The following is a 16,588-nucleotide window of genomic DNA, read 5'->3' as shown; positions in this document are numbered from 1 at the left end:
GGAAATCATGCGAAACGCTAGAGGCTGAACAGGATGATTGTTATGCGCACGGCATGATGGAAAGTCAAAAAATTCGTCACCCACAGTCGGGCTGATGATATGACCTCCGCCCCTAGCCTAGTCTGTTGCTTGATCACCACCCTACGAATCCGCCCCACGAACCACCAGCACAGGCACAGGCGCCAACCGCAGAATCTGCTCGGCGCCGCTGCCCAGCAGCACACGCCCCAGGCCGCGCCGGCCGTGCGAGCCGACCACCACGAGGTCGGCGCCCCAGAGCTTGGCGGCTTCGGCGACGGCTTCGCCCAGGCGTTTGCCGGGCTCCTCGAGCAGAACCTGGCTGGGTTCCACGCCGGCCGACTCGGCAATGGCCGTGGCATCGGCCAATACCTTTGCGCCGGCCTCGCGCACCATGCCTATCAGGTCGCCCGACCAGGTGCCATCGGGTGCCATGCCGCCCAGGTAAGCCATTTCGTTGAGGGCATGCAGCAGCCGCACATTGGCGCTGGTCTCGCGTGCCATCCGCAGGCCGGCGACCAGGGCCTTGTTGGCGGTGTCGCTGCCGTCCACGGGGATCAGGATTCGTTTGAACATGGGCTATGCCTCCATCAATGGGGAATGTTCCGGCCTACTGCACCAGCAGCACCGGCACGTCGACATCCGCCACCACACGCTGGGCGACGCTGCCGAGCAGGGCGCGGCCGAACAGGCCATGGCCGTGGGTGCCCATGACCAGCATGTGCACCTTTTCGCGCTTGGCCGCCTGCACGATTTGTGTGGCGGGTGTGCCGGCGACCCAGGAGGCCCGGTAGTGGACACCGTGTTGCTTGAGGAAGCGTTCAATCGGCTGCAGCACTTTTTCGGCCTCTTCCTTGTGCCAGGCACGCACGGTGGCGGCGCCCAGCAGGGTCTTGACGCGCGGGGTAACGGCCGGCTGCACGTTGAGCACGATCAGTTCCGCGTCCGGCCCCATCGGGGTTTCATGGGTGACCAGGAAGGCCAGGGCCTTTTTGGTGAACTTGCTGCCGTCAACGGCCAGAAGGACTCTCATGGTTTTCTCCGTCAAGGGTGGGTTTCAGCGCAAGACGAGCACGGGGATATTGCTGTGCGTGAGCACCTGCTGGGTCTCGCTCCCGAGCAGGATGCGGGAGATACCCTTGCGGCCGTGCGAGGCCATCACGATGAGGTCGCACTTGTTCTTTTTGGCCGCGGCCATGATGGCCGTGGCGACCAGGTCGGACCTGGCGGTCACGGCCTTGGCGGTGACGCCGACGGCCTCGGCGGACTTCTGCGCCGCGTCGGCGATGGCCTGGCCTTTGCCGGCCCAGTCTTTTTCGATGCGCCCGATTTCTTGCGGCGAGATGGTGGCGCCGCCTTCAAAGTAGCTCATGGGATAACGCGGGACGACGTTGAGCACCACCAGGGCGGCCTCCAGCGATGCCGCAAGGCCTATGGCCTCCTTTACGGCTTTTTTGGAGAGCGTGGAGCCGTCGGTGGCAACAAGAATGCGTTTGTACATGGTGGTTCTCCTGTGTTGATGTGCCGCAGTCTAGGAGCGCCCAAGCGCCGCGGGCTTGATCCAGGTCAAGGGTTTCACCTGCGGCGCTGCGTAAGCTCGGTCCATGCAAGCCGCTTCCTCCCTGTTTCCCCCTGGCCTTGCGGCGCCCGGCGCCAACAGCACCGGTAAAGCCGCGGCATGGATCGCGCTGGACGAGCCGGCCGAATGGGAGGGTTTCAGTCGGCCGGTGCCGGGCCGCGAAGGCTGGTGGGAGTCCTGCCTGGCGATAGAGGGCATGCACTGCGCGGCTTGCGCGCTCACGATCGAGGAGGTGCTGCGCAAGCTGCCCGGTGTGGACACGGTGCAGGTCAACGGCGCCACCGCCACGGCGCGGCTTCAGTGGCAAGCGCTGGGCACGCGGCCTTCCGCCTGGATGGCCGCCTTGCGCGAAGCCGGCTATGGCGCCTTGCCGGCAGGCGACCTGCTACTGGCCGGCAACCGGGCGCGGGCCCAGCGCCTGATGCTGTGGCGCTGGCTGGTGGCCGGTTTCTGCATGATGCAGGTGATGAGGTATGCGGCGCCGGCCTACCTGTCGGCGCCCGGCGAGATCACGCCCGACATCCAGGCGCTGCTGGGCTGGGCCTCCTGGGTGCTGACCTTGCCGGTGCTGCTGTTTTCCTGCTGGCCGTTTTTCTCGGCGGCGCTGCGCGACCTGCGAAACCTGCGCATCGGCATGGACGTGCCGGTGGCGCTGGGCGTGCTGATCGCCTTCGGCGCGAGCACGGCAGCGACCTTTGACCCGGCCAGTCCCTGGGGCCTGCATGCCTCGTATGACTCGGTGCCCATGTTCGTGTTCTTCCTGCTGTCGGGCCGTCTGCTGGAACAGCGCCTGCGCGACCGCACCGCCGGCGCGCTGGAAGCGCTGATGCGGCGGCTGCCGGACAGCGTGGAGCGGCAGGAGGCCGATGGCAGTTTCCGCGCGGTGGCCGTGCGCCGCCTCGTGGCCGGCGACCTGGTGCGTGTGCTGCCGGGCCAGGCTTTTCCCGCCGACGGGGCGGTGGAGGGCGGCGAAAGCCGGGTCGACCAGTCGCTGCTGACGGGCGAGTCCAAGCCCTTGTTGCGGCGGGTGGGTGACGGTGTCATCGCCGGCAGCCACAACCTCACGGGGGTGCTGCTGGTGCGCGTGCAGCGGGTCGGGCCGCAAACCCGCTACGCCGGGATCGTCGCCTTGATGGAACAGGCTTCGGTCGAGAAACCCGGCCTGGTGCAACTGGTGGACCGCATCGCGGGACCTTTCCTGGTGGCCGTCCTGGTGGCGGCCGCGGCAGCCGCCGCGTGGTGGTGGCCTTTCGGCCAGGCGCATGCCATGGCCGTCGCGGTCTCGGTGCTGATCGTGACCTGCCCCTGCGCCTTGTCGCTCGCAACCCCGGCGGCGATGCTGGCGAGCGCGGGTGCCCTGGCGCGGCGCGGCCTGCTGGTGCGCAAGCTGCAGGCGCTGGAGGGCTGCGCCGCCGTCGACACCGTGATTTTCGACAAGACGGGCACGCTGACGGAAGACCGCATGGAAGTCGTCATGGCCCATGTGCCCGCCGGCGTGAACCGGGATGAGGTGTGCGGCATGGCCGGCGCGCTGGCCCGTCACTCGCTGCACCCGGTTTCACGCGCCGTCGCCGCGCGCTTTCCGGCTGAAGCCTGGGTGGCCAGCGAGGTGGAGGAGGTCGCCGGCCGGGGCTTGCGCGGCAAGGTCGCGAGGCCGGACGGCAGCGGGGCGCGGTATCTTTACCTGGGCTCCGCCTTTTTTTGCCGCGCGCCCGCAGGCCGTGAGGGACCGGTGCTGCAGGCCCACCTGTCGGACGGCGAACATTACCTGGCGGGCTTCGAGCTTGACGAGGCGATACGGCCCGACGCCGCGCAGGCGGTGACGGCCTTGCTCGGGCTCGGCATCCGGGTGCAGCTGCTTTCGGGCGATACCGGCCAGGCCGTGGCCCGGCTGGCGCGCCGGGCCGGTATTGAATGGTGCTTCGGCGAATGCACGCCGGAGGCCAAGCTGGCGCATGTGCGCGGCCTGCAGCGCGAAGGCCACCGGGTCATGATGGTGGGTGACGGAATGAACGACGGGCCGGTGCTGGCCGCGGCCGACGTCTCCATGGCCATGGGCCAGGCCGTCCCGCTGGCCCAGGCCAGGGCGGATTTCATCATGGCCGGCAATTGGCTTGTCAGCGTGGCGGCACTTGTCGAACAGGCACGGCGCACCCGCTCGGTGGTGCGCCAGAACCTGCTGTGGGCTGCGATCTACAACGCCGCCTGCGTGCCGCTGGCCATCATGGGCTATATGCCGACCTGGCTGGCCGGCTTCGGCATGGCGGCGAGTTCGCTGCTGGTGGTGGCCAATTCCGCGAGGCTGGCGCGCCGCGCATCGGAACACTGAATGGACATCCTGTTCTTACTGATTCCGCTGTCGGTTGTACTGGCGCTGCTCATCATCGGAGCGCTGGGCTGGGCGGTCTGGCGCGGGCAGTTCGAGGCGCTGGAGCAGGAGGCCGAGCGCATTCTTCACGATGATTGACCTGTATCAAGTGCCGCGCCGCCCGCCGCGCCGACACTTTGAAGCATCAAGACAAAAGGTGCTTCATGAACCAAGAATCGACGCAAGGGATCGCCTATCACGACACGGTGGTGCGCCAGTTCTCGCTGGCGGCCGTGCTCTGGGGTGTGGTGGGCATGGCGGTGGGCCTGTTCATCGCGGCCCAGCTGGCCTGGCCTGAACTGAACTTCGGCATCCCCTGGCTCAGCTACGGTCGGCTCCGGCCGTTGCACACCAACGCGGTGATCTTCGCCTTCGGCGGTTGCGCGCTGATCGGCAGCAGCTACTACGTGGTGCAACGCACCAGCGGCGTGCCGCTGTTCGCGCCGCGGCTGGCCGCCTTCACTTTCTGGGGCTGGCAGCTGGTCATCGTGGCCGCCGCGATCAGCCTGCCGCTGGGCTACACCACCGGCAAGGAATACGCCGAACTCGAATGGCCCATCGACATCCTGATCACCCTGGTCTGGGTGGCTTATGCGGTGGTGTTTTTCGGCACGCTGGGCGTGCGCAAGGTCAGGCACATCTATGTCGCCAACTGGTTTTACGGCGCCTTCATCCTGGCGGTGGCGGTGCTGCACGTGGTCAACAGCGCCGAGGTGCCGGCCGGCTGGATGAAGTCGTATTCGGCCTATGCCGGCGTGCAGGACGCCATGGTGCAGTGGTGGTACGGCCACAACGCCGTCGGCTTTTTCCTGACCGCGGGCTTCCTGGGCATGATGTATTACTTCATCCCCAAGCAGGCGGAGCGGCCGGTCTACAGCTACCGCCTGTCCATCGTCCACTTCTGGGCGCTGATCTTCACCTATATGTGGGCGGGCCCGCACCACCTGCACTACACCGCCTTGCCGGACTGGACGCAGTCGGTGGGCATGGTCTTCTCGCTGATCCTGCTGGCGCCCAGCTGGGGCGGGATGATCAACGGCGTGATGACGCTGTCGGGCGCCTGGCACAAGCTGCGCGAGGACCCCATCCTGCGCTTCCTGATCGTCTCGCTGTCCTTCTACGGCATGAGCACCTTCGAGGGCCCGCTGATGTCCATCAAGACCGTCAACGCGCTGTCCCATTACACCGACTGGACCGTGGGCCACGTGCACTCGGGCGCGCTGGGCTGGGTGGGGCTGATCTCCATGGGCACGCTGTACTACATGATCCCCCGCCTGTTCGGGCAAAAGCAGATGTACTCGGTGCGCGCCATCGAGGTGCATTTCTGGATGGCCACCGTGGGCATCGTGCTCTACATCGCGGCCATGTGGATCGCCGGCGTGATGCAGGGCCTGATGTGGCGCGCCCTGAACACCGACGGAACCCTGACCTACACCTTTGTCGAATCGGTCAAGGCCACCTATCCCTTCTACGTGGTGCGCTTCTTCGGTGGCGTGCTCTACCTGGGCGGCATGCTGGTGATGGCCTGGAATGCCTGGATGACGGTGGCCCGGGGGCGCCCCGCCCGGGTGGCCGTGCCGGCATTGGCTCACGCCTGACAACAGAAAGAACATCCCATGAAAGACGACAACACATCGGCCGCCGGCTTCTCGCACGAGAAGATCGAGACCAACAACTTCCTGATGATCATCCTGATCCTGCTGGTGATCGCCGTGGGCGGCATGGTGGAGATCGTGCCCCTGTTCTTCCAGAAGTCGACCACCATGCCGCTTGAAGGCGTCAAGCCCTACGGCGCGCTGCAACTGGCCGGCCGCGACATCTACCTGCGGGAAGGTTGCTACAACTGCCATTCGCAGATGATCCGGCCCTTCCGCGCCGAGACGCTGCGCTACGGCCATTACTCGGTGGCCGGCGAGTTTGTCTACGACCATCCCTTCCAGTGGGGCAGCAAGCGCACCGGGCCCGACCTGCAGCGCGTGGGCGGCAAGTACACGGACGAATGGCACCGCATCCACCTGAACAACCCGCGCGACGTGGTGCCCGAATCCAACATGCCGGCCTACAGCTGGCTGGAAAAAACCGCCGTCGACCCCGCCGACTCGGCACCGCGCATGACCGCGCTGCGCAGGGTGGGGGTGCCGTACACCGACGCCGAAATCGCCGAGGCCGCCGCCGTGGTGAAGGGCAAGACGGAAATGGACGCCCTCGTGGCCTATCTGCAAGTCATGGGCAAGGCCCTGAAATAAAGGAAAACAGCCATGGACGTCAACACGCTGCGCATCATCGCCACCCTGCTGTGCTTTGCCACCTTCATCGGCTTGCTGGTGTGGGCCTATTCGAGGCGCAACCGCGAGCGCTTTGAAGAGGACGCAAAGATTCCCTTCCTGCAGGACTAGGGGCCCCCGCCATGCAGAACCTCTTCACCGGTTTTTTATTCACCGCACAACACATCGGGTGTGAGCCATGAGCGATTTCACCAACAACTTCTGGTCCTGGTATGTGGCCGCGCTGACCCTGATCGGCATCATCGGCGCGCTGGTGCTGCTGTGGGCCACGGCCCGCAAAAAAATAGTCCCGAGCAGCGACAACACGACAGGCCACGTCTGGGACGGAGACCTGCGCGAGGCCAATAACCCGATGCCGCGCTGGTGGATGTGGCTGTTCGTCCTGACCGTGGTCTATTCGCTGCTCTACCTGGTTGCCTACCCGGGCCTGGGCACCTACCCGGGCGAGATGGGCTGGAGCACGCGCGGCGAATACGAAACCGCGATGGCCAGCGCCGACAAGGAACTGGCGCCGCTGTATGTCGGCTTCAGCGCCAAAAGCACGGACCAGCTCGCGGGCGATGCCAATGCGATGGCGGTGGGCGAGCGCCTCTTCATGAACAACTGCGCCCAGTGCCACGGCTCGGACGCGCGCGGCAGCAAGGGCTTTCCCAACCTTGCCGACGGCGACTGGCTGCACAGCGGGTCGGCCGAGAAGATCAAGGAAACCCTGACCGAGGGCCGCAAGGGACAGATGCCGCCCATGGCCGCGGCCGTGGGTACGCCTGACGACGTCAGGAATGTGGCGCAGTACGTGCTGAGCCTGTCGGGCGGCCCGCACGATTCGGTGCGCGCCCAGCTCGGCAAGTCGAAATTCACGGCCTGCGCGGCCTGCCACGGCGTGGATGGAAAGGGCAACACGGCCATAGGCGCGCCCAACCTGGCCGACGACATCTGGCTGCATGGCTGGGGCGAGCAGGCCATCGTCGACATCGTCAACAAGGGCAAGACCAACGAGATGCCCGCGCAGGCCGGCAAGCTCACGGAAGCGCAGATCCATGTGCTGACGGCGTATGTCTGGGGACTGTCCAACAAATCCGCATCCGCCGCGGCGAAACTCTGAGGCGACGGTGACCCAGCTTCCCTTGCGCAAAACCATCCCCATCGTGCCGGTGCAGCCGGCCGGGGAGTCCCTGTACGAGGCGCAGAAGAAGATTTACCCGCGCTCGGTCAGCGGGCTGTTCTCGCGCTGGCGCTGGGCCTTTGTCATCCTGACCCAGCTGTTCTTCTACGGCCTGCCGTGGCTGCAGTGGGGGCAACGCCAGGCCGTGCTGTTCGACCTGGGCGCGCGGCGTTTTTACCTGTTCGGCTATGTGCTGTWTCCGCAGGACTTCATCTACCTGACCGGCCTGCTGGTGGCCAGCGCCTTGTCGCTGTTCCTGTTCACGGCGGTGGCGGGCCGCCTGTGGTGCGGCTTTGCCTGCCCGCAGACGGTGTACACCGAAATCTTCCTGTGGATAGAGCGCAAGGTCGAAGGCGACCGCACGGCCAGGCTGCGGCTGGACGGCGCGCCGTTCTCGCTCGAAAAGCTGGTGAAGAAATGGTTCAAGCACATCCTCTGGATAGGCGTGGCGATGTGGACCGGCTTCACCTTTGTCGCCTATTTCGTGCCGGCCCGCGAGCTGATCCTGCAGTTCCTGCAGACCAAAATGGGCGGCTGGGAAATCTTCTGGGTGCTGTTCTACGGCTTCGCCACCTACGGCAACGCCGGTTTCCTGCGCGAGCAGGTGTGCAAATACATGTGCCCCTATGCGCGCTTCCAGAGCGCGATGTTCGACAAGGACACGCTGATCGTGAGCTACGACCCGGCGCGCGGAGAGCCGCGCGGCGCCCGGTCGCGCCATGCCGACATCAGCGCGCTGTCGCTGGGCGCCTGCGTGGACTGCACCCTGTGCGTGCAGGTCTGCCCGACCGGCATCGACATCCGCGAGGGCCTGCAGTACGAGTGCATAGGCTGCGCCGCCTGCGTGGACGTGTGCGACGGCGTGATGGACAAGATGGGCTACGCGCGCGGCCTGATCCGCTTCACCACCCAGAACGCGCTGGCCGGGAAATGGAACGCTTCACGCGTGCTGCGCCGGGTGCTGCGGCCGCGCGTGCTGGTTTACACGGCGCTGCTGGGCGTTCTGTGCCTGGCCTTGCTGTGGAGCCTGATGGCGCGCATGCCGCTGAAGGTGGACGTGGTGCGGGACCGCGCGGCGCTGTCGCGCATCGCGGCCGGCGGGCGGCTGGAAAACGTTTACCGCCTGCAAATCATGAACGCCACGGAGCAGGGGCAGCGCTACAGCATCGCGGCGGCCGGGCTGGAGGGCCTGGCGGTCGCCTCCGAGATCGAGCTCAAGGTCGGCCCCACCGAATCGCGCTGGGTCGCGGTGCGCCTGCAGATCCCTTATGGTTCGGCCGAGGCCGGCTCGCATCCCATCGTGTTCCGCGTGGCCGATGAAAGCGGGCGCGCCCACGTCGAAGAAAAGTCCGTGTTCCTTGTTCCGAGATGAATCGCGATGAAAGGCCTCCCATGAATACCATTTCTACCGAATCCGCTCCCTGGTGGCGGCACGGCCATGTCTGGCTGGTGATTTCCGGGCCCGCGATGGTGGTGGTCGCGGGGATCATCACCGCTTTCCTCGCCGTCAAATATCCGGATGCCGTGATCATCGGCCAGAAGCCGGCGCGGGCCTCGCGGATCGGCGAGCCGGGGCAGCCCAGGGCCCTGGCCCCGGCCCTGGAAGGGCGCAACCACGCGGCCACACCCGACAAAGCCGCGCGGCCCTGATCGCCACAACCCTGAAAACAAGGAGGCCATGTGATGTCAGCCAACAAGATACTGGGCATTGCCTGGCCGGCCTTCCTGGCGGCCTGCCTGCTGGAACTGCTGCTGTTCGGGCTGTTCGACCCTGAAGAGATGCTCAGGGATGGGCAGCCGGCGGGACTTTCGCGGCTGGCGTTCCAGACGGCCGTCTTTTTTGTGTTCTGGTTCGCCTGCGCGGCTTCGAGCGCCTTGACGGTGCTGCTGACCGGGCCCGCGCCGGCGGCGGGGACGGCGGCCTCACGCCGGACGCGGCTGGAGCCGGCAGATCCGCCTCATCCGCCGGATGAGGACTGAAGCCGGCACGGGCGCGCCGGTTTCCGGAACAGGGCAGGGCGGTAAGATCGGCCCCTCACTCCCGAACTGCGCCATGTCCCTCTTTCCCCATGTCGGTGATGCGGTGCCCAGGCGCCGGCGCTCCATGGCCATTGTGCTGGCCGTGATGGCCACCCTCACGCTGCTGGCCGCTGTTCATCTGGCCTCCAACCCGCAATCGCTGCCGGGCCTGCCGCTGGTTGCGGCGCTGGCCGCCGCCACCTGCGGCATCGCCTGGCTGATCGCCGGGCGCGACGCGGCGCGCGACCGGGCCGGCAAGCAGGCGCTGGAGGGCGCGGACGCGAGGCTCGCCGGCCTGCTGGACTCGGCCATGGACGCCATCATCACCGTCGACAGCGAACAGCACGTGATCCTCTACAACAAGGCCGCCGAAAAGATTTTCGGCTGGCCCACGCGCGAGATGCTGGGACAGCCGCTCACGCGCCTGATCCCGCGGCGGCACCAGGGCGCGCACGGTGACCAGGTCAAACGATTCGGCCAGACCGGCACGACCTCGCGGCGCATGGGGGACGGCACGGTGCTTTACGGGCTCAGGGCCGGCGGCGAGGAGTTCCCGCTGGAGGCATCGATCTCGCAGCTGGATACCGCGCACGGCAAGCTTTACACCGTCATCCTGCGCGACGTGACCGAGCGCGTGCGCGCCGGCGAGGAGCTGAGCGCCTTCGCCTCGGCGGCCCACGCCATCCGCGAAAGCGAGAAAACCCGGATCGCGCGCGAGCTGCATGACGAACTCGCCCAGTCGCTTACAGCGATCAAGATGGATGCCACCTGGGTCCGTGAGGCCATGCCGCGCGACGCGGATGCCGTTCGGGCCAAACTCGACGACATGCTGGGCCTGCTGGACACCACCGTCGCCGCCACGCGGCGCATCGCCTCGGACCTGCGGCCGCTGCTGCTCGACGACCTGGGCCTGGTGCCGGCCATCCAGTGGCTGACCCACAACTTCAGCCAGCGCCACGGCGTGCCGAGCCGGCTCTCGCTCGATGAAGATGTGGAGCTGGGCGAACCCTATGCCACGGCGGTGTTCCGCATCGTGCAGGAGTCGCTGGTGAACGTGGCCAAACATGCCGGCGCGTCGCGGGTCGACGTGCGCATTGAAAGAACCGCCGCGGCGGTGGTCCTCGAGGTCGCCGATGACGGCGCCGGTTTTTCGCTGGACGCGCCGCGCAAGACCAGCTCTCTGGGCCTCATGGGTTTGCGCGAGCGCGCCCGGCTGCTGCAGGGGACGGTGGAGATCGACACGGCGCCGGGCCGCGGCACCCGCGTTCGCGTGGTGATCCCGGTGCCCGAGACAGACGAAATAGCCGAAACGGGAGACATCACGTGATCAGGATTGTGATTGCCGACGACCATGCCATCGTGCGCGAGGGGCTCAAACGCATCGTATCGTCCATCGCGGACATGGAGGTCGCGGGCGAAGCTGGAAACGGCACGGAAGTCATGCAGCGCGTGCGTGAGCTGGCCTTCGACGTGCTGGTGCTGGACCTGTCCATGCCTGGTCGCAGCGGCATGGAACTGATCAAGCTGGCCCGCGCCGAGAAGCCGCAGTTGCGCATTCTGGTGCTGAGCATGCACCAGGAGCTGCAATACGCCGTGCGGGCCATCAAGAACGGCGCCAGCGGCTACCTGACCAAGGAAAGCGCGCCGGACCAGCTGGAGCAGGCGATACGTAAGGTGGCCTCAGGTGGCGCCTTCATCAGCGCCGAAGTGGCCGAACAGCTGGCGCTGGGCGTGATGCCCGGCAGCGCGGTGGTTCCGCATGAGAGCCTTTCCAACCGCGAGTTCGAGGTGCTGCAGCTGCTGGTGGCCGGTGTTTCCCTGACAGACATCGGCACCCGGCTGAACCTGTCGGTCAAGACCGTCAGCACCCATAAGACCAACCTCATGCAAAAAATGGGGCTGCAGAACCAGAACGAGCTGATCCGTTACGCGCTCAAGCACGGGCTGGCCGAACCGCTGGATCCCTGAGGCCCGCCGGGCTGTCGGGCTGCCGTGGAAAGCACATTGGCATTGTGTTGATCAGGGTCAACACCGCCGCGGGCGCATCTCCTTAGAGTCAGAGCATTGAAACTCTGAACCGGGGGCGCCATGGGCAACGAACTCAAACAACTGCTGGTCCACGCCGATGCCTCGCCGCAATTCGCGCAACGTCTTGAATTTGCCTGCCGGCTTGCCGCCCTGCACGGCGCCGGCATCACGGCGCTGTATGCCTCGCCTTCGGCCTCGGAGGCGCTTCCCGTCGCATCCGGCATGGGGCAGGGCCTGGCCGTGAGGCGCGAAAACACTCAGGACACCGAGCTGGCACGCGCGAAATCGGTGTTCGAGCAGCTAAGGCCCGCCGGGCTGCCGGCCGCCTGGGCTGAAATCCACGAATTTCCGTTGGCCCCGGCTTTCGCGCAGCAGGCGCTGTACGCGGACCTGCTGGTGCTGGGCCAGCACGGCCCGGGCGAGGGCTGGTCCACGCTGATGCCGGCGGATTTCCCGGAAACCGTGATCGCCCTGAGCGGGCGGCCCGCGCTGGTGCTTCCCTATACCTCGGCCAGGCCCGGTTTGCCGGGCCGTGTGGTGATTGCCTGGAAGCCCAGCCCAGGAGCCGCGCGCGCCGTGGCGGCGGCGCTGCCCTTGCTGCGCCAGGCCGGCGCGGTGCACATCCTGAGCTGGGGCGCCGACGCGGCGGCCGGCGCCGGGGGCCCAAACATCGTTTCCCACTTGCAGGCCCATGGCGTCAAGGCCAGCTGGCAGCGGGAAGATGTGGAACCCGAAAACCTCGGTGAATTGCTGCTGTCGCGCGCCTTCGACCTGCAGGCCGACCTGCTGGTGATGGGCTGCTACGGCCATACCCGCGCGCATGAATGGGTGCTGGGCGGCGCCTCCCGGACCGTGCTCAAAAGCATGACGCTGCCGGTGCTGATGGCGCACTAGGCGTCCTGGCTCCTAGGAAAATTCCGAGCCGGGCTCGGAGCGCCGGCCCCGGCAAACCAGCCATCTCCGAGCCGGCCTTTCAGCAAAAGCCGATGTCCCGAAAGCGCCGCCCGCGCGACAGTAGGGGCATGCAACACATCGCCTCACCCACCCGGGTTTTTCTGGCCGACGACTCCGCGCTGAGCCGCAGCCGGGTGGCGGCGATGCTGCTCAACCAGGGCATGGAAATCGCAGGACAGGCCGATACGCCGGAACTGGCTGTTTCAGGCATCCTGGCAGTGCGGCCCGACGTGGTGGTGCTCGACGTGCAGTTCGAAAAAGGCACGGGCATGCAGGTGCTGCAAGCCGTCCTCAAGGCCACGCCGGGCATCCCATTCATCGTCCTGAGCAACCACGCCGAGCCAGCCTACCGCGCGCGCTACCTGGCCGCGGGCGCCGCCTGCTTTCTCGACAAACACGCCGAGTTCTACCAGCTCGGCAACGCCGTGGCCGGGCTTGCGCAGTCCCGGCCTGTAGTCCAACCCGTTTCTCACGCTTGATTCCAAAGGAGCCGTCATGACCCCAGCCTGTTCATCCGCCGCCCATTCGCCCGCCGCGGCCATCCCGCCGCTGACAACCCGCTGCTCGGACTGCAACCTGCGCGATATCTGCCTGCCCTGCGGCATGACGCCCGCCGACGTGAACGGGCTGGACGGGCTCGGTTTCAACCGCAGCAAGGTCAAAGCGGGCCAGGCGCTCTACCATGAGGGCCAGCCCTTTCGCAACATCTACGCGGTGCGCATGGGCACCTTCAAATCCAGCCTGACGCTGGCCGACGGGCGCGAGCAGGTCAGCGGCTTCCAGATGGCCGGTGAACTGATGGGCCTGGACGGCATCGCCAACGGCACCTATGCCAGCAACTCGACGGCGCTCGAAGACACCGAGGTCTGCGCCATTCCCTACGACCAGATCAGCGGCCTGGCCGCGAGCAGCGCCGACCTGCAGCAAGCCGTGAGCCGTTTGATGAGCCGCGAAATCGTCAGGGAACACAGCCTGATGATGCTGCTGGGCAGCATGAATGCCGAAGAGCGCCTGGCCGCCTTCCTGCTCAATCTGTCGCAGCGGCTCAAGCTGCGTGGCTATTCGGCCGGCGAGTTCCACCTGCGCATGTCGCGCGCCGAAATCGGCAGCTACCTGGGCATGAAGCTGGAAACCGTGAGCCGCACCTTTTCCGCGTTCCAGCAGCAGGGCATCCTTGAAGTCGACAAACGCCATATCCGCATCGTCGACCACGCGGCGCTCAAGCGCGTCTTCGATACCCGGGTTCACTGAGACGCTGGCAGGGCGCCGGCCATTTCTTCTGAAGTCGGCCTGCCGGAAAAGTCCGTCCACTGCCGCCGCTCGAAGTCATACAGCTTGCAGCGGCGCGCCGTGTCGAAATACCAGCGCCAGGAAAATGGCTGCACCACGATGTGGCCGGGCAGCCTGGCTTCCAGCATGGCCTGGGCCTGCTTCAGGCGGTACAGAGGCACGCCCATGTCCACGTGGTGAGCGGTGTGCTCCATGATGTGGTGCAGCGCCGCGCCGAAAAACGTGTTGAAGCTCAGGTGCACGGTGGTGGAGACAAAAGGGTTTGCGTCGGACCAGCTTTTCTTGTTGTCGTACCAGGCGATGCTGGTGTGCGTGTGGTGCACATAGACCACAAAACCCATGAGTGCGTTCCACATCAGCAGCGGCAGCAAGAAGCCGACTGCCAGAAGCCAGGGCGCCGACTGGCCGGTCGCCGATGCCAAGGCAAGAAGGCCGGCGACCCAGGCCGCGGCGACGGCTGTGACCAGCAGGCTGTCGGCCACAAAGATACCGCGCCGGGTGGGCATCACGGCTTTGGACGGGAAATACAGCCGCTTCCACCAGATTTCCAGAAGGTAATAAAGCCAGGGCGCCCAGCCGCTGCGGTAGGCGCGCTCCAGCGCCCGTTTCCAGGCGGGCATGCGCTGGTAGGCCTGCAGGGTCGCGGGCTGCCAGACGAAATCAAAACCGCTGAGGTTGGTGTAGCCGTGGTGCACGATGTTGTGCCCGACATCCCACAGGCTGTAGGGCGTGAGGGAGGGCAGGAACAGCAGCCGCCCCAGCCWGCGGTTGAGCCCGCGGTGCGGCGTGAAGCTCTGGTGGCAGGCGTCGTGGCCCAGGATAAACAGCCTGGCGATCATGAAGCCGGCCAGCAGGGACATGAGTATTTGCACCGCGGGATGGCGCGCGAGCACCGCCCCGGCCATGCAGGCGGCGAACAGGATGAAATCCATCAGGGCCAGCGCCAGGGCGATGCCGGTGTTTTTGGCCGAGATGGGGAGAAGCCAGGAACGGAGGATTTTCCGGTGGGGAAGGAGCGTTGCCGGGGTGATTGCTTGGGTGGCTAGGGTGGTGGGCATGAGGCTTGGGATGTGGCGCCAGGGACGGGAAGTCTTTGGCGATGGGGAAGCCCGCAGCTTAGGCCGCCCCCCTTGCCCGGGCTTTGATGCAGGTCAAGGCCGGCCCATCTCCCCGCGCGCGGCGGCGGCGCGCACCATGAACTCCGTTGATCCACATCAAGGCTGGCGGGGCATGAGGGCGGCACAGTGGAGGCCTCACTTACCTCAAGCACTCCATGCCCGCAGTTCTACCCCAGGCCCTCAAGCGCTTCGACATCTCCGGGCCGCGCTATACCTCCTTCCCCACGGCGGACCGCTTTGTCGAGGCCTTTAGCGCGGGCGACCACGGCCGCGCGCTGGACGACAGGCGATCCCGGGCCGAAGCCTCGGCCGCGCCGCTGTCGCTGTATGTGCACATCCCGTTTTGCGAGTCGCTGTGCTACTACTGCGCCTGCAACAAGATCATCACCAAGCAGCACAGCCGCGCCGCGGCCTACCTGGGTTACCTGGAGCGCGAGGTGGCCCTGTACACGGCGCGCCTGGGCCCGGGCCAGCCCGTCAGCCAGCTGCACCTGGGCGGGGGCACACCGACTTTCCTGTCCGACGCGGAACTCGCGCAACTGATGGACATGCTCAGGCGCAATTTCGACATCGTCGCCGGCGCGGAGATGTCCATCGAGGTGGACCCGCGCACCGTGGACCAGCAGCGCCTGGCGGCGCTGGCCGCCCTGGGCTTCAACCGCCTGAGCTTCGGCGTGCAGGATTTTGACACCGATGTGCAGAAGGCCGTGCACCGCGTCCAGCCGGCGGAGCAGGTGTTCGCGCTGGTCGCCGAGGCGCGCGCGCTCGGCTTTGAATCCATCAATGTGGACCTGATCTACGGCCTGCCGCGCCAGACCCAGACCTCCTTCGCGCGCACGATACGCCAGATCGAGGAACTCAGGCCGGACCGCATCGCACTCTACGCCTATGCCCATTTGCCGGAACGCTTCAAGCCGCAGCGGCACATCCCGCTGGCGCTGCTGCCGGCGGCCGAGGACAAGGCCGCCATGCTGGCCGAAGCCATGCAGCGCTTCCAGGGCGCGGGCTACCGCTACATCGGCATGGACCATTTCGCCCTCGAGAACGATGCGCTGGCCGTGGCCAGCCGCGAGGGCCGGCTGCACCGCAACTTCCAGGGCTATAGCACCCAGCCCGACCGCGACCTGATCGGCCTGGGGGTGTCGGCCATAGGCGCTATCGGCGCCACTTACAGCCAGAACGCCAAGACCCTGGAAGAGTATTGCGACCTGCTGGACCAGGGGCGCTTCCCGGTCACACGCGGCCTGGCGCTGAGCCGGGACGACCTGGCGCGCCGCGCGGTGATCATGGCCATCATGTGCCAGGGCCAGGTATGGTTCGAATCGATAGAACTCGCCTGGATGCTGGACTTCAAGGCTTACTTCGCGGCGGAACTGGAGCGCCTGCGCGAACTGGAAAGCGCCGGCCTGGTGGTGCTTTCCGACGCCGGCATAGCAGTGACGCCCGAAGGCCGGTTTGTGCTGCGCGCGGTCGCCATGGTGTTTGACCGCTACCTGCAGTCCGACCTCAACCGCAGCCGTTTCTCGCGCATTATTTAGGCGGCTTGAGGTCCGCGCCATCATGTCTTACGCCCTCGCCACGACAGCCTTGCTGATGGGCCTGGCCGGTGGCCCGCATTGCGCCGTGATGTGCGGCGCGGCCTGCGGTGGCTTGAGGCGCATGGGCGCGCAGCCGCAGCGGCAGCCGCGGTCGCCGCTGGTCTTCCAGGCCGGGCGGCTGGTGGGCTATTCCACCGCGGGCGCGGCGGCGGCGACGGCGGTGCAAAGT

General features: G+C 66.6%; 20 protein-coding genes. 16 read left to right on the top strand and 4 right to left on the bottom strand.

What is annotated here, in order from left to right:
- Nucleotides 1-141: 141 nt before the first annotated feature.
- From AC1D1Y_RS20740 to AC1D1Y_RS20730, 3 genes are read right to left on the bottom strand one after another with little or no spacing between them, the layout of a single operon-like run.
- Nucleotides 142-594: a universal stress protein gene (locus tag AC1D1Y_RS20740; RefSeq protein ID WP_477684002.1), complete on the bottom strand. Its 453-nt coding sequence runs from the start codon at nucleotides 592-594 to the stop codon at nucleotides 142-144.
- Nucleotides 595-628: 34 nt separating this feature from the next.
- Entirely contained in the window at nucleotides 629-1,051 is a 423-nt protein-coding gene (locus AC1D1Y_RS20735; RefSeq protein WP_477684001.1) for a universal stress protein, read from the bottom strand.
- 24 nt (nucleotides 1,052-1,075) lie between these two features.
- On the bottom strand, nucleotides 1,076-1,519 hold the full coding sequence (locus AC1D1Y_RS20730; protein ID WP_477684000.1) for a universal stress protein: 444 nt from the start codon (nucleotides 1,517-1,519) through the stop codon (nucleotides 1,076-1,078).
- A 103-nt stretch (nucleotides 1,520-1,622) separates the two neighbouring features.
- Here AC1D1Y_RS20730 and AC1D1Y_RS20725 point away from each other — a divergent pair, with 103 nt between their 5' ends.
- From AC1D1Y_RS20725 to AC1D1Y_RS20660, 14 genes are all read left to right on the top strand, one after another.
- Nucleotides 1,623-3,926 (top strand): heavy metal translocating P-type ATPase, encoded by a 2,304-nt coding sequence (locus AC1D1Y_RS20725; RefSeq protein ID WP_477683999.1) that lies wholly within the window; start codon nucleotides 1,623-1,625, stop codon nucleotides 3,924-3,926.
- Nucleotides 3,927-4,064 carry a cbb3-type cytochrome oxidase assembly protein CcoS gene (gene ccoS, locus AC1D1Y_RS20720; protein ID WP_436154659.1) on the top strand — a complete coding sequence of 46 codons (138 nt, stop codon included), beginning with the start codon at nucleotides 3,927-3,929 and terminating at the stop codon, nucleotides 4,062-4,064.
- Between the two features lie 65 nt (nucleotides 4,065-4,129).
- A complete protein-coding gene (gene ccoN, locus AC1D1Y_RS20715; RefSeq protein ID WP_477683998.1) occupies nucleotides 4,130-5,563 on the top strand; it encodes a cytochrome-c oxidase, cbb3-type subunit I in 1,434 nt (477 codons plus the stop codon).
- Nucleotides 5,564-5,581: 18 nt separating this feature from the next.
- Complete coding sequence (ccoO, locus tag AC1D1Y_RS20710; RefSeq protein WP_477683997.1) at nucleotides 5,582-6,211, top strand: cytochrome-c oxidase, cbb3-type subunit II; 630 nt, start codon at nucleotides 5,582-5,584, stop codon at nucleotides 6,209-6,211.
- Between the two features lie 12 nt (nucleotides 6,212-6,223).
- Nucleotides 6,224-6,361 (top strand): cbb3-type cytochrome oxidase subunit 3, encoded by a 138-nt coding sequence (locus tag AC1D1Y_RS20705; protein ID WP_477651796.1) that lies wholly within the window; start codon nucleotides 6,224-6,226, stop codon nucleotides 6,359-6,361.
- Nucleotides 6,362-6,428: 67 nt separating this feature from the next.
- Nucleotides 6,429-7,352 (top strand): cytochrome-c oxidase, cbb3-type subunit III, encoded by a 924-nt coding sequence (gene ccoP, locus AC1D1Y_RS20700; protein WP_477683996.1) that lies wholly within the window; start codon nucleotides 6,429-6,431, stop codon nucleotides 7,350-7,352.
- 7 nt (nucleotides 7,353-7,359) lie between these two features.
- The gene (ccoG, locus tag AC1D1Y_RS20695; protein ID WP_477683995.1) at nucleotides 7,360-8,784 is read left to right on the top strand and encodes a cytochrome c oxidase accessory protein CcoG; all 1,425 of its coding nucleotides are present in this window, start codon (nucleotides 7,360-7,362) and stop codon (nucleotides 8,782-8,784) included.
- A gap of 20 nt (nucleotides 8,785-8,804) precedes the next feature.
- Nucleotides 8,805-9,062 (top strand): nitrogen fixation protein FixH, encoded by a 258-nt coding sequence (locus tag AC1D1Y_RS20690; protein WP_477683994.1) that lies wholly within the window; start codon nucleotides 8,805-8,807, stop codon nucleotides 9,060-9,062.
- A gap of 33 nt (nucleotides 9,063-9,095) precedes the next feature.
- A complete protein-coding gene (locus AC1D1Y_RS20685; RefSeq protein ID WP_477683993.1) occupies nucleotides 9,096-9,392 on the top strand; it encodes a hypothetical protein in 297 nt (98 codons plus the stop codon).
- Nucleotides 9,393-9,465: 73 nt separating this feature from the next.
- Nucleotides 9,466-10,758 (top strand): PAS domain-containing sensor histidine kinase, encoded by a 1,293-nt coding sequence (locus AC1D1Y_RS20680; RefSeq protein WP_477683992.1) that lies wholly within the window; start codon nucleotides 9,466-9,468, stop codon nucleotides 10,756-10,758.
- Nucleotides 10,755-11,399 carry a response regulator gene (locus tag AC1D1Y_RS20675; protein ID WP_477683991.1) on the top strand — a complete coding sequence of 215 codons (645 nt, stop codon included), beginning with the start codon at nucleotides 10,755-10,757 and terminating at the stop codon, nucleotides 11,397-11,399. The genes AC1D1Y_RS20680 and AC1D1Y_RS20675 overlap by 4 nt, the downstream gene beginning before the upstream one ends.
- Before the next feature lie 120 nt (nucleotides 11,400-11,519).
- Nucleotides 11,520-12,353 carry a universal stress protein gene (locus tag AC1D1Y_RS20670; protein WP_477683990.1) on the top strand — a complete coding sequence of 278 codons (834 nt, stop codon included), beginning with the start codon at nucleotides 11,520-11,522 and terminating at the stop codon, nucleotides 12,351-12,353.
- Between the two features lie 128 nt (nucleotides 12,354-12,481).
- Nucleotides 12,482-12,892 (top strand): response regulator, encoded by a 411-nt coding sequence (locus AC1D1Y_RS20665; protein WP_477683989.1) that lies wholly within the window; start codon nucleotides 12,482-12,484, stop codon nucleotides 12,890-12,892.
- Between the two features lie 16 nt (nucleotides 12,893-12,908).
- A complete protein-coding gene (locus AC1D1Y_RS20660; RefSeq protein WP_477683988.1) occupies nucleotides 12,909-13,664 on the top strand; it encodes a helix-turn-helix domain-containing protein in 756 nt (251 codons plus the stop codon).
- Here AC1D1Y_RS20660 and AC1D1Y_RS20655 read toward each other — a convergent pair.
- Nucleotides 13,658-14,761 carry a fatty acid desaturase gene (locus AC1D1Y_RS20655; RefSeq protein WP_477683987.1) on the bottom strand — a complete coding sequence of 368 codons (1,104 nt, stop codon included), beginning with the start codon at nucleotides 14,759-14,761 and terminating at the stop codon, nucleotides 13,658-13,660. The genes AC1D1Y_RS20660 and AC1D1Y_RS20655 overlap by 7 nt on opposite strands.
- Nucleotides 14,762-14,976: 215 nt before the next feature.
- On the opposite strand from AC1D1Y_RS20655, the gene hemN reads away from it, so the two are divergent.
- Entirely contained in the window at nucleotides 14,977-16,359 is a 1,383-nt protein-coding gene (gene hemN, locus AC1D1Y_RS20650; protein WP_477683986.1) for an oxygen-independent coproporphyrinogen III oxidase, read from the top strand.
- 22 nt (nucleotides 16,360-16,381) lie between these two features.
- On the top strand, nucleotides 16,382-16,588 hold a 207-nt coding region (locus tag AC1D1Y_RS20645), incomplete at its 3' end, for an urease accessory protein UreH domain-containing protein (RefSeq protein ID WP_477683985.1).

It is taken from the genome of Polaromonas sp. P1_G1, assembly GCF_056405595.1.
The sequence above is the reverse complement of the archived record's forward strand: the minus strand, read 5'-3'. Positions and strand labels throughout refer to the sequence as shown.

What these genes read in the sequence shown, in the direction of transcription:
- AC1D1Y_RS20740 (WP_477684002.1), bottom strand. Translation starts at nt 594, where the DNA reads ATGTTCAAACGAATCCTGATCCCCGTGGACGGCAGCGACACCGCCAAC.
- AC1D1Y_RS20735 (WP_477684001.1), bottom strand. Translation starts at nt 1,051, where the DNA reads ATGAGAGTCCTTCTGGCCGTTGACGGCAGCAAGTTCACCAAAAAGGCC.
- AC1D1Y_RS20730 (WP_477684000.1), bottom strand. Translation starts at nt 1,519, where the DNA reads ATGTACAAACGCATTCTTGTTGCCACCGACGGCTCCACGCTCTCCAAA.
- AC1D1Y_RS20725 (WP_477683999.1), top strand. Translation starts at nt 1,623, where the DNA reads ATGCAAGCCGCTTCCTCCCTGTTTCCCCCTGGCCTTGCGGCGCCCGGC.
- ccoS (WP_436154659.1), top strand. Translation starts at nt 3,927, where the DNA reads ATGGACATCCTGTTCTTACTGATTCCGCTGTCGGTTGTACTGGCGCTG.
- ccoN (WP_477683998.1), top strand. Translation starts at nt 4,130, where the DNA reads ATGAACCAAGAATCGACGCAAGGGATCGCCTATCACGACACGGTGGTG.
- ccoO (WP_477683997.1), top strand. Translation starts at nt 5,582, where the DNA reads ATGAAAGACGACAACACATCGGCCGCCGGCTTCTCGCACGAGAAGATC.
- AC1D1Y_RS20705 (WP_477651796.1), top strand. Translation starts at nt 6,224, where the DNA reads ATGGACGTCAACACGCTGCGCATCATCGCCACCCTGCTGTGCTTTGCC.
- ccoP (WP_477683996.1), top strand. Translation starts at nt 6,429, where the DNA reads ATGAGCGATTTCACCAACAACTTCTGGTCCTGGTATGTGGCCGCGCTG.
- AC1D1Y_RS20690 (WP_477683994.1), top strand. Translation starts at nt 8,805, where the DNA reads ATGAATACCATTTCTACCGAATCCGCTCCCTGGTGGCGGCACGGCCAT.
- AC1D1Y_RS20685 (WP_477683993.1), top strand. Translation starts at nt 9,096, where the DNA reads ATGTCAGCCAACAAGATACTGGGCATTGCCTGGCCGGCCTTCCTGGCG.
- AC1D1Y_RS20680 (WP_477683992.1), top strand. Translation starts at nt 9,466, where the DNA reads ATGTCCCTCTTTCCCCATGTCGGTGATGCGGTGCCCAGGCGCCGGCGC.
- AC1D1Y_RS20670 (WP_477683990.1), top strand. Translation starts at nt 11,520, where the DNA reads ATGGGCAACGAACTCAAACAACTGCTGGTCCACGCCGATGCCTCGCCG.
- AC1D1Y_RS20665 (WP_477683989.1), top strand. Translation starts at nt 12,482, where the DNA reads ATGCAACACATCGCCTCACCCACCCGGGTTTTTCTGGCCGACGACTCC.
- AC1D1Y_RS20660 (WP_477683988.1), top strand. Translation starts at nt 12,909, where the DNA reads ATGACCCCAGCCTGTTCATCCGCCGCCCATTCGCCCGCCGCGGCCATC.
- hemN (WP_477683986.1), top strand. Translation starts at nt 14,977, where the DNA reads ATGCCCGCAGTTCTACCCCAGGCCCTCAAGCGCTTCGACATCTCCGGG.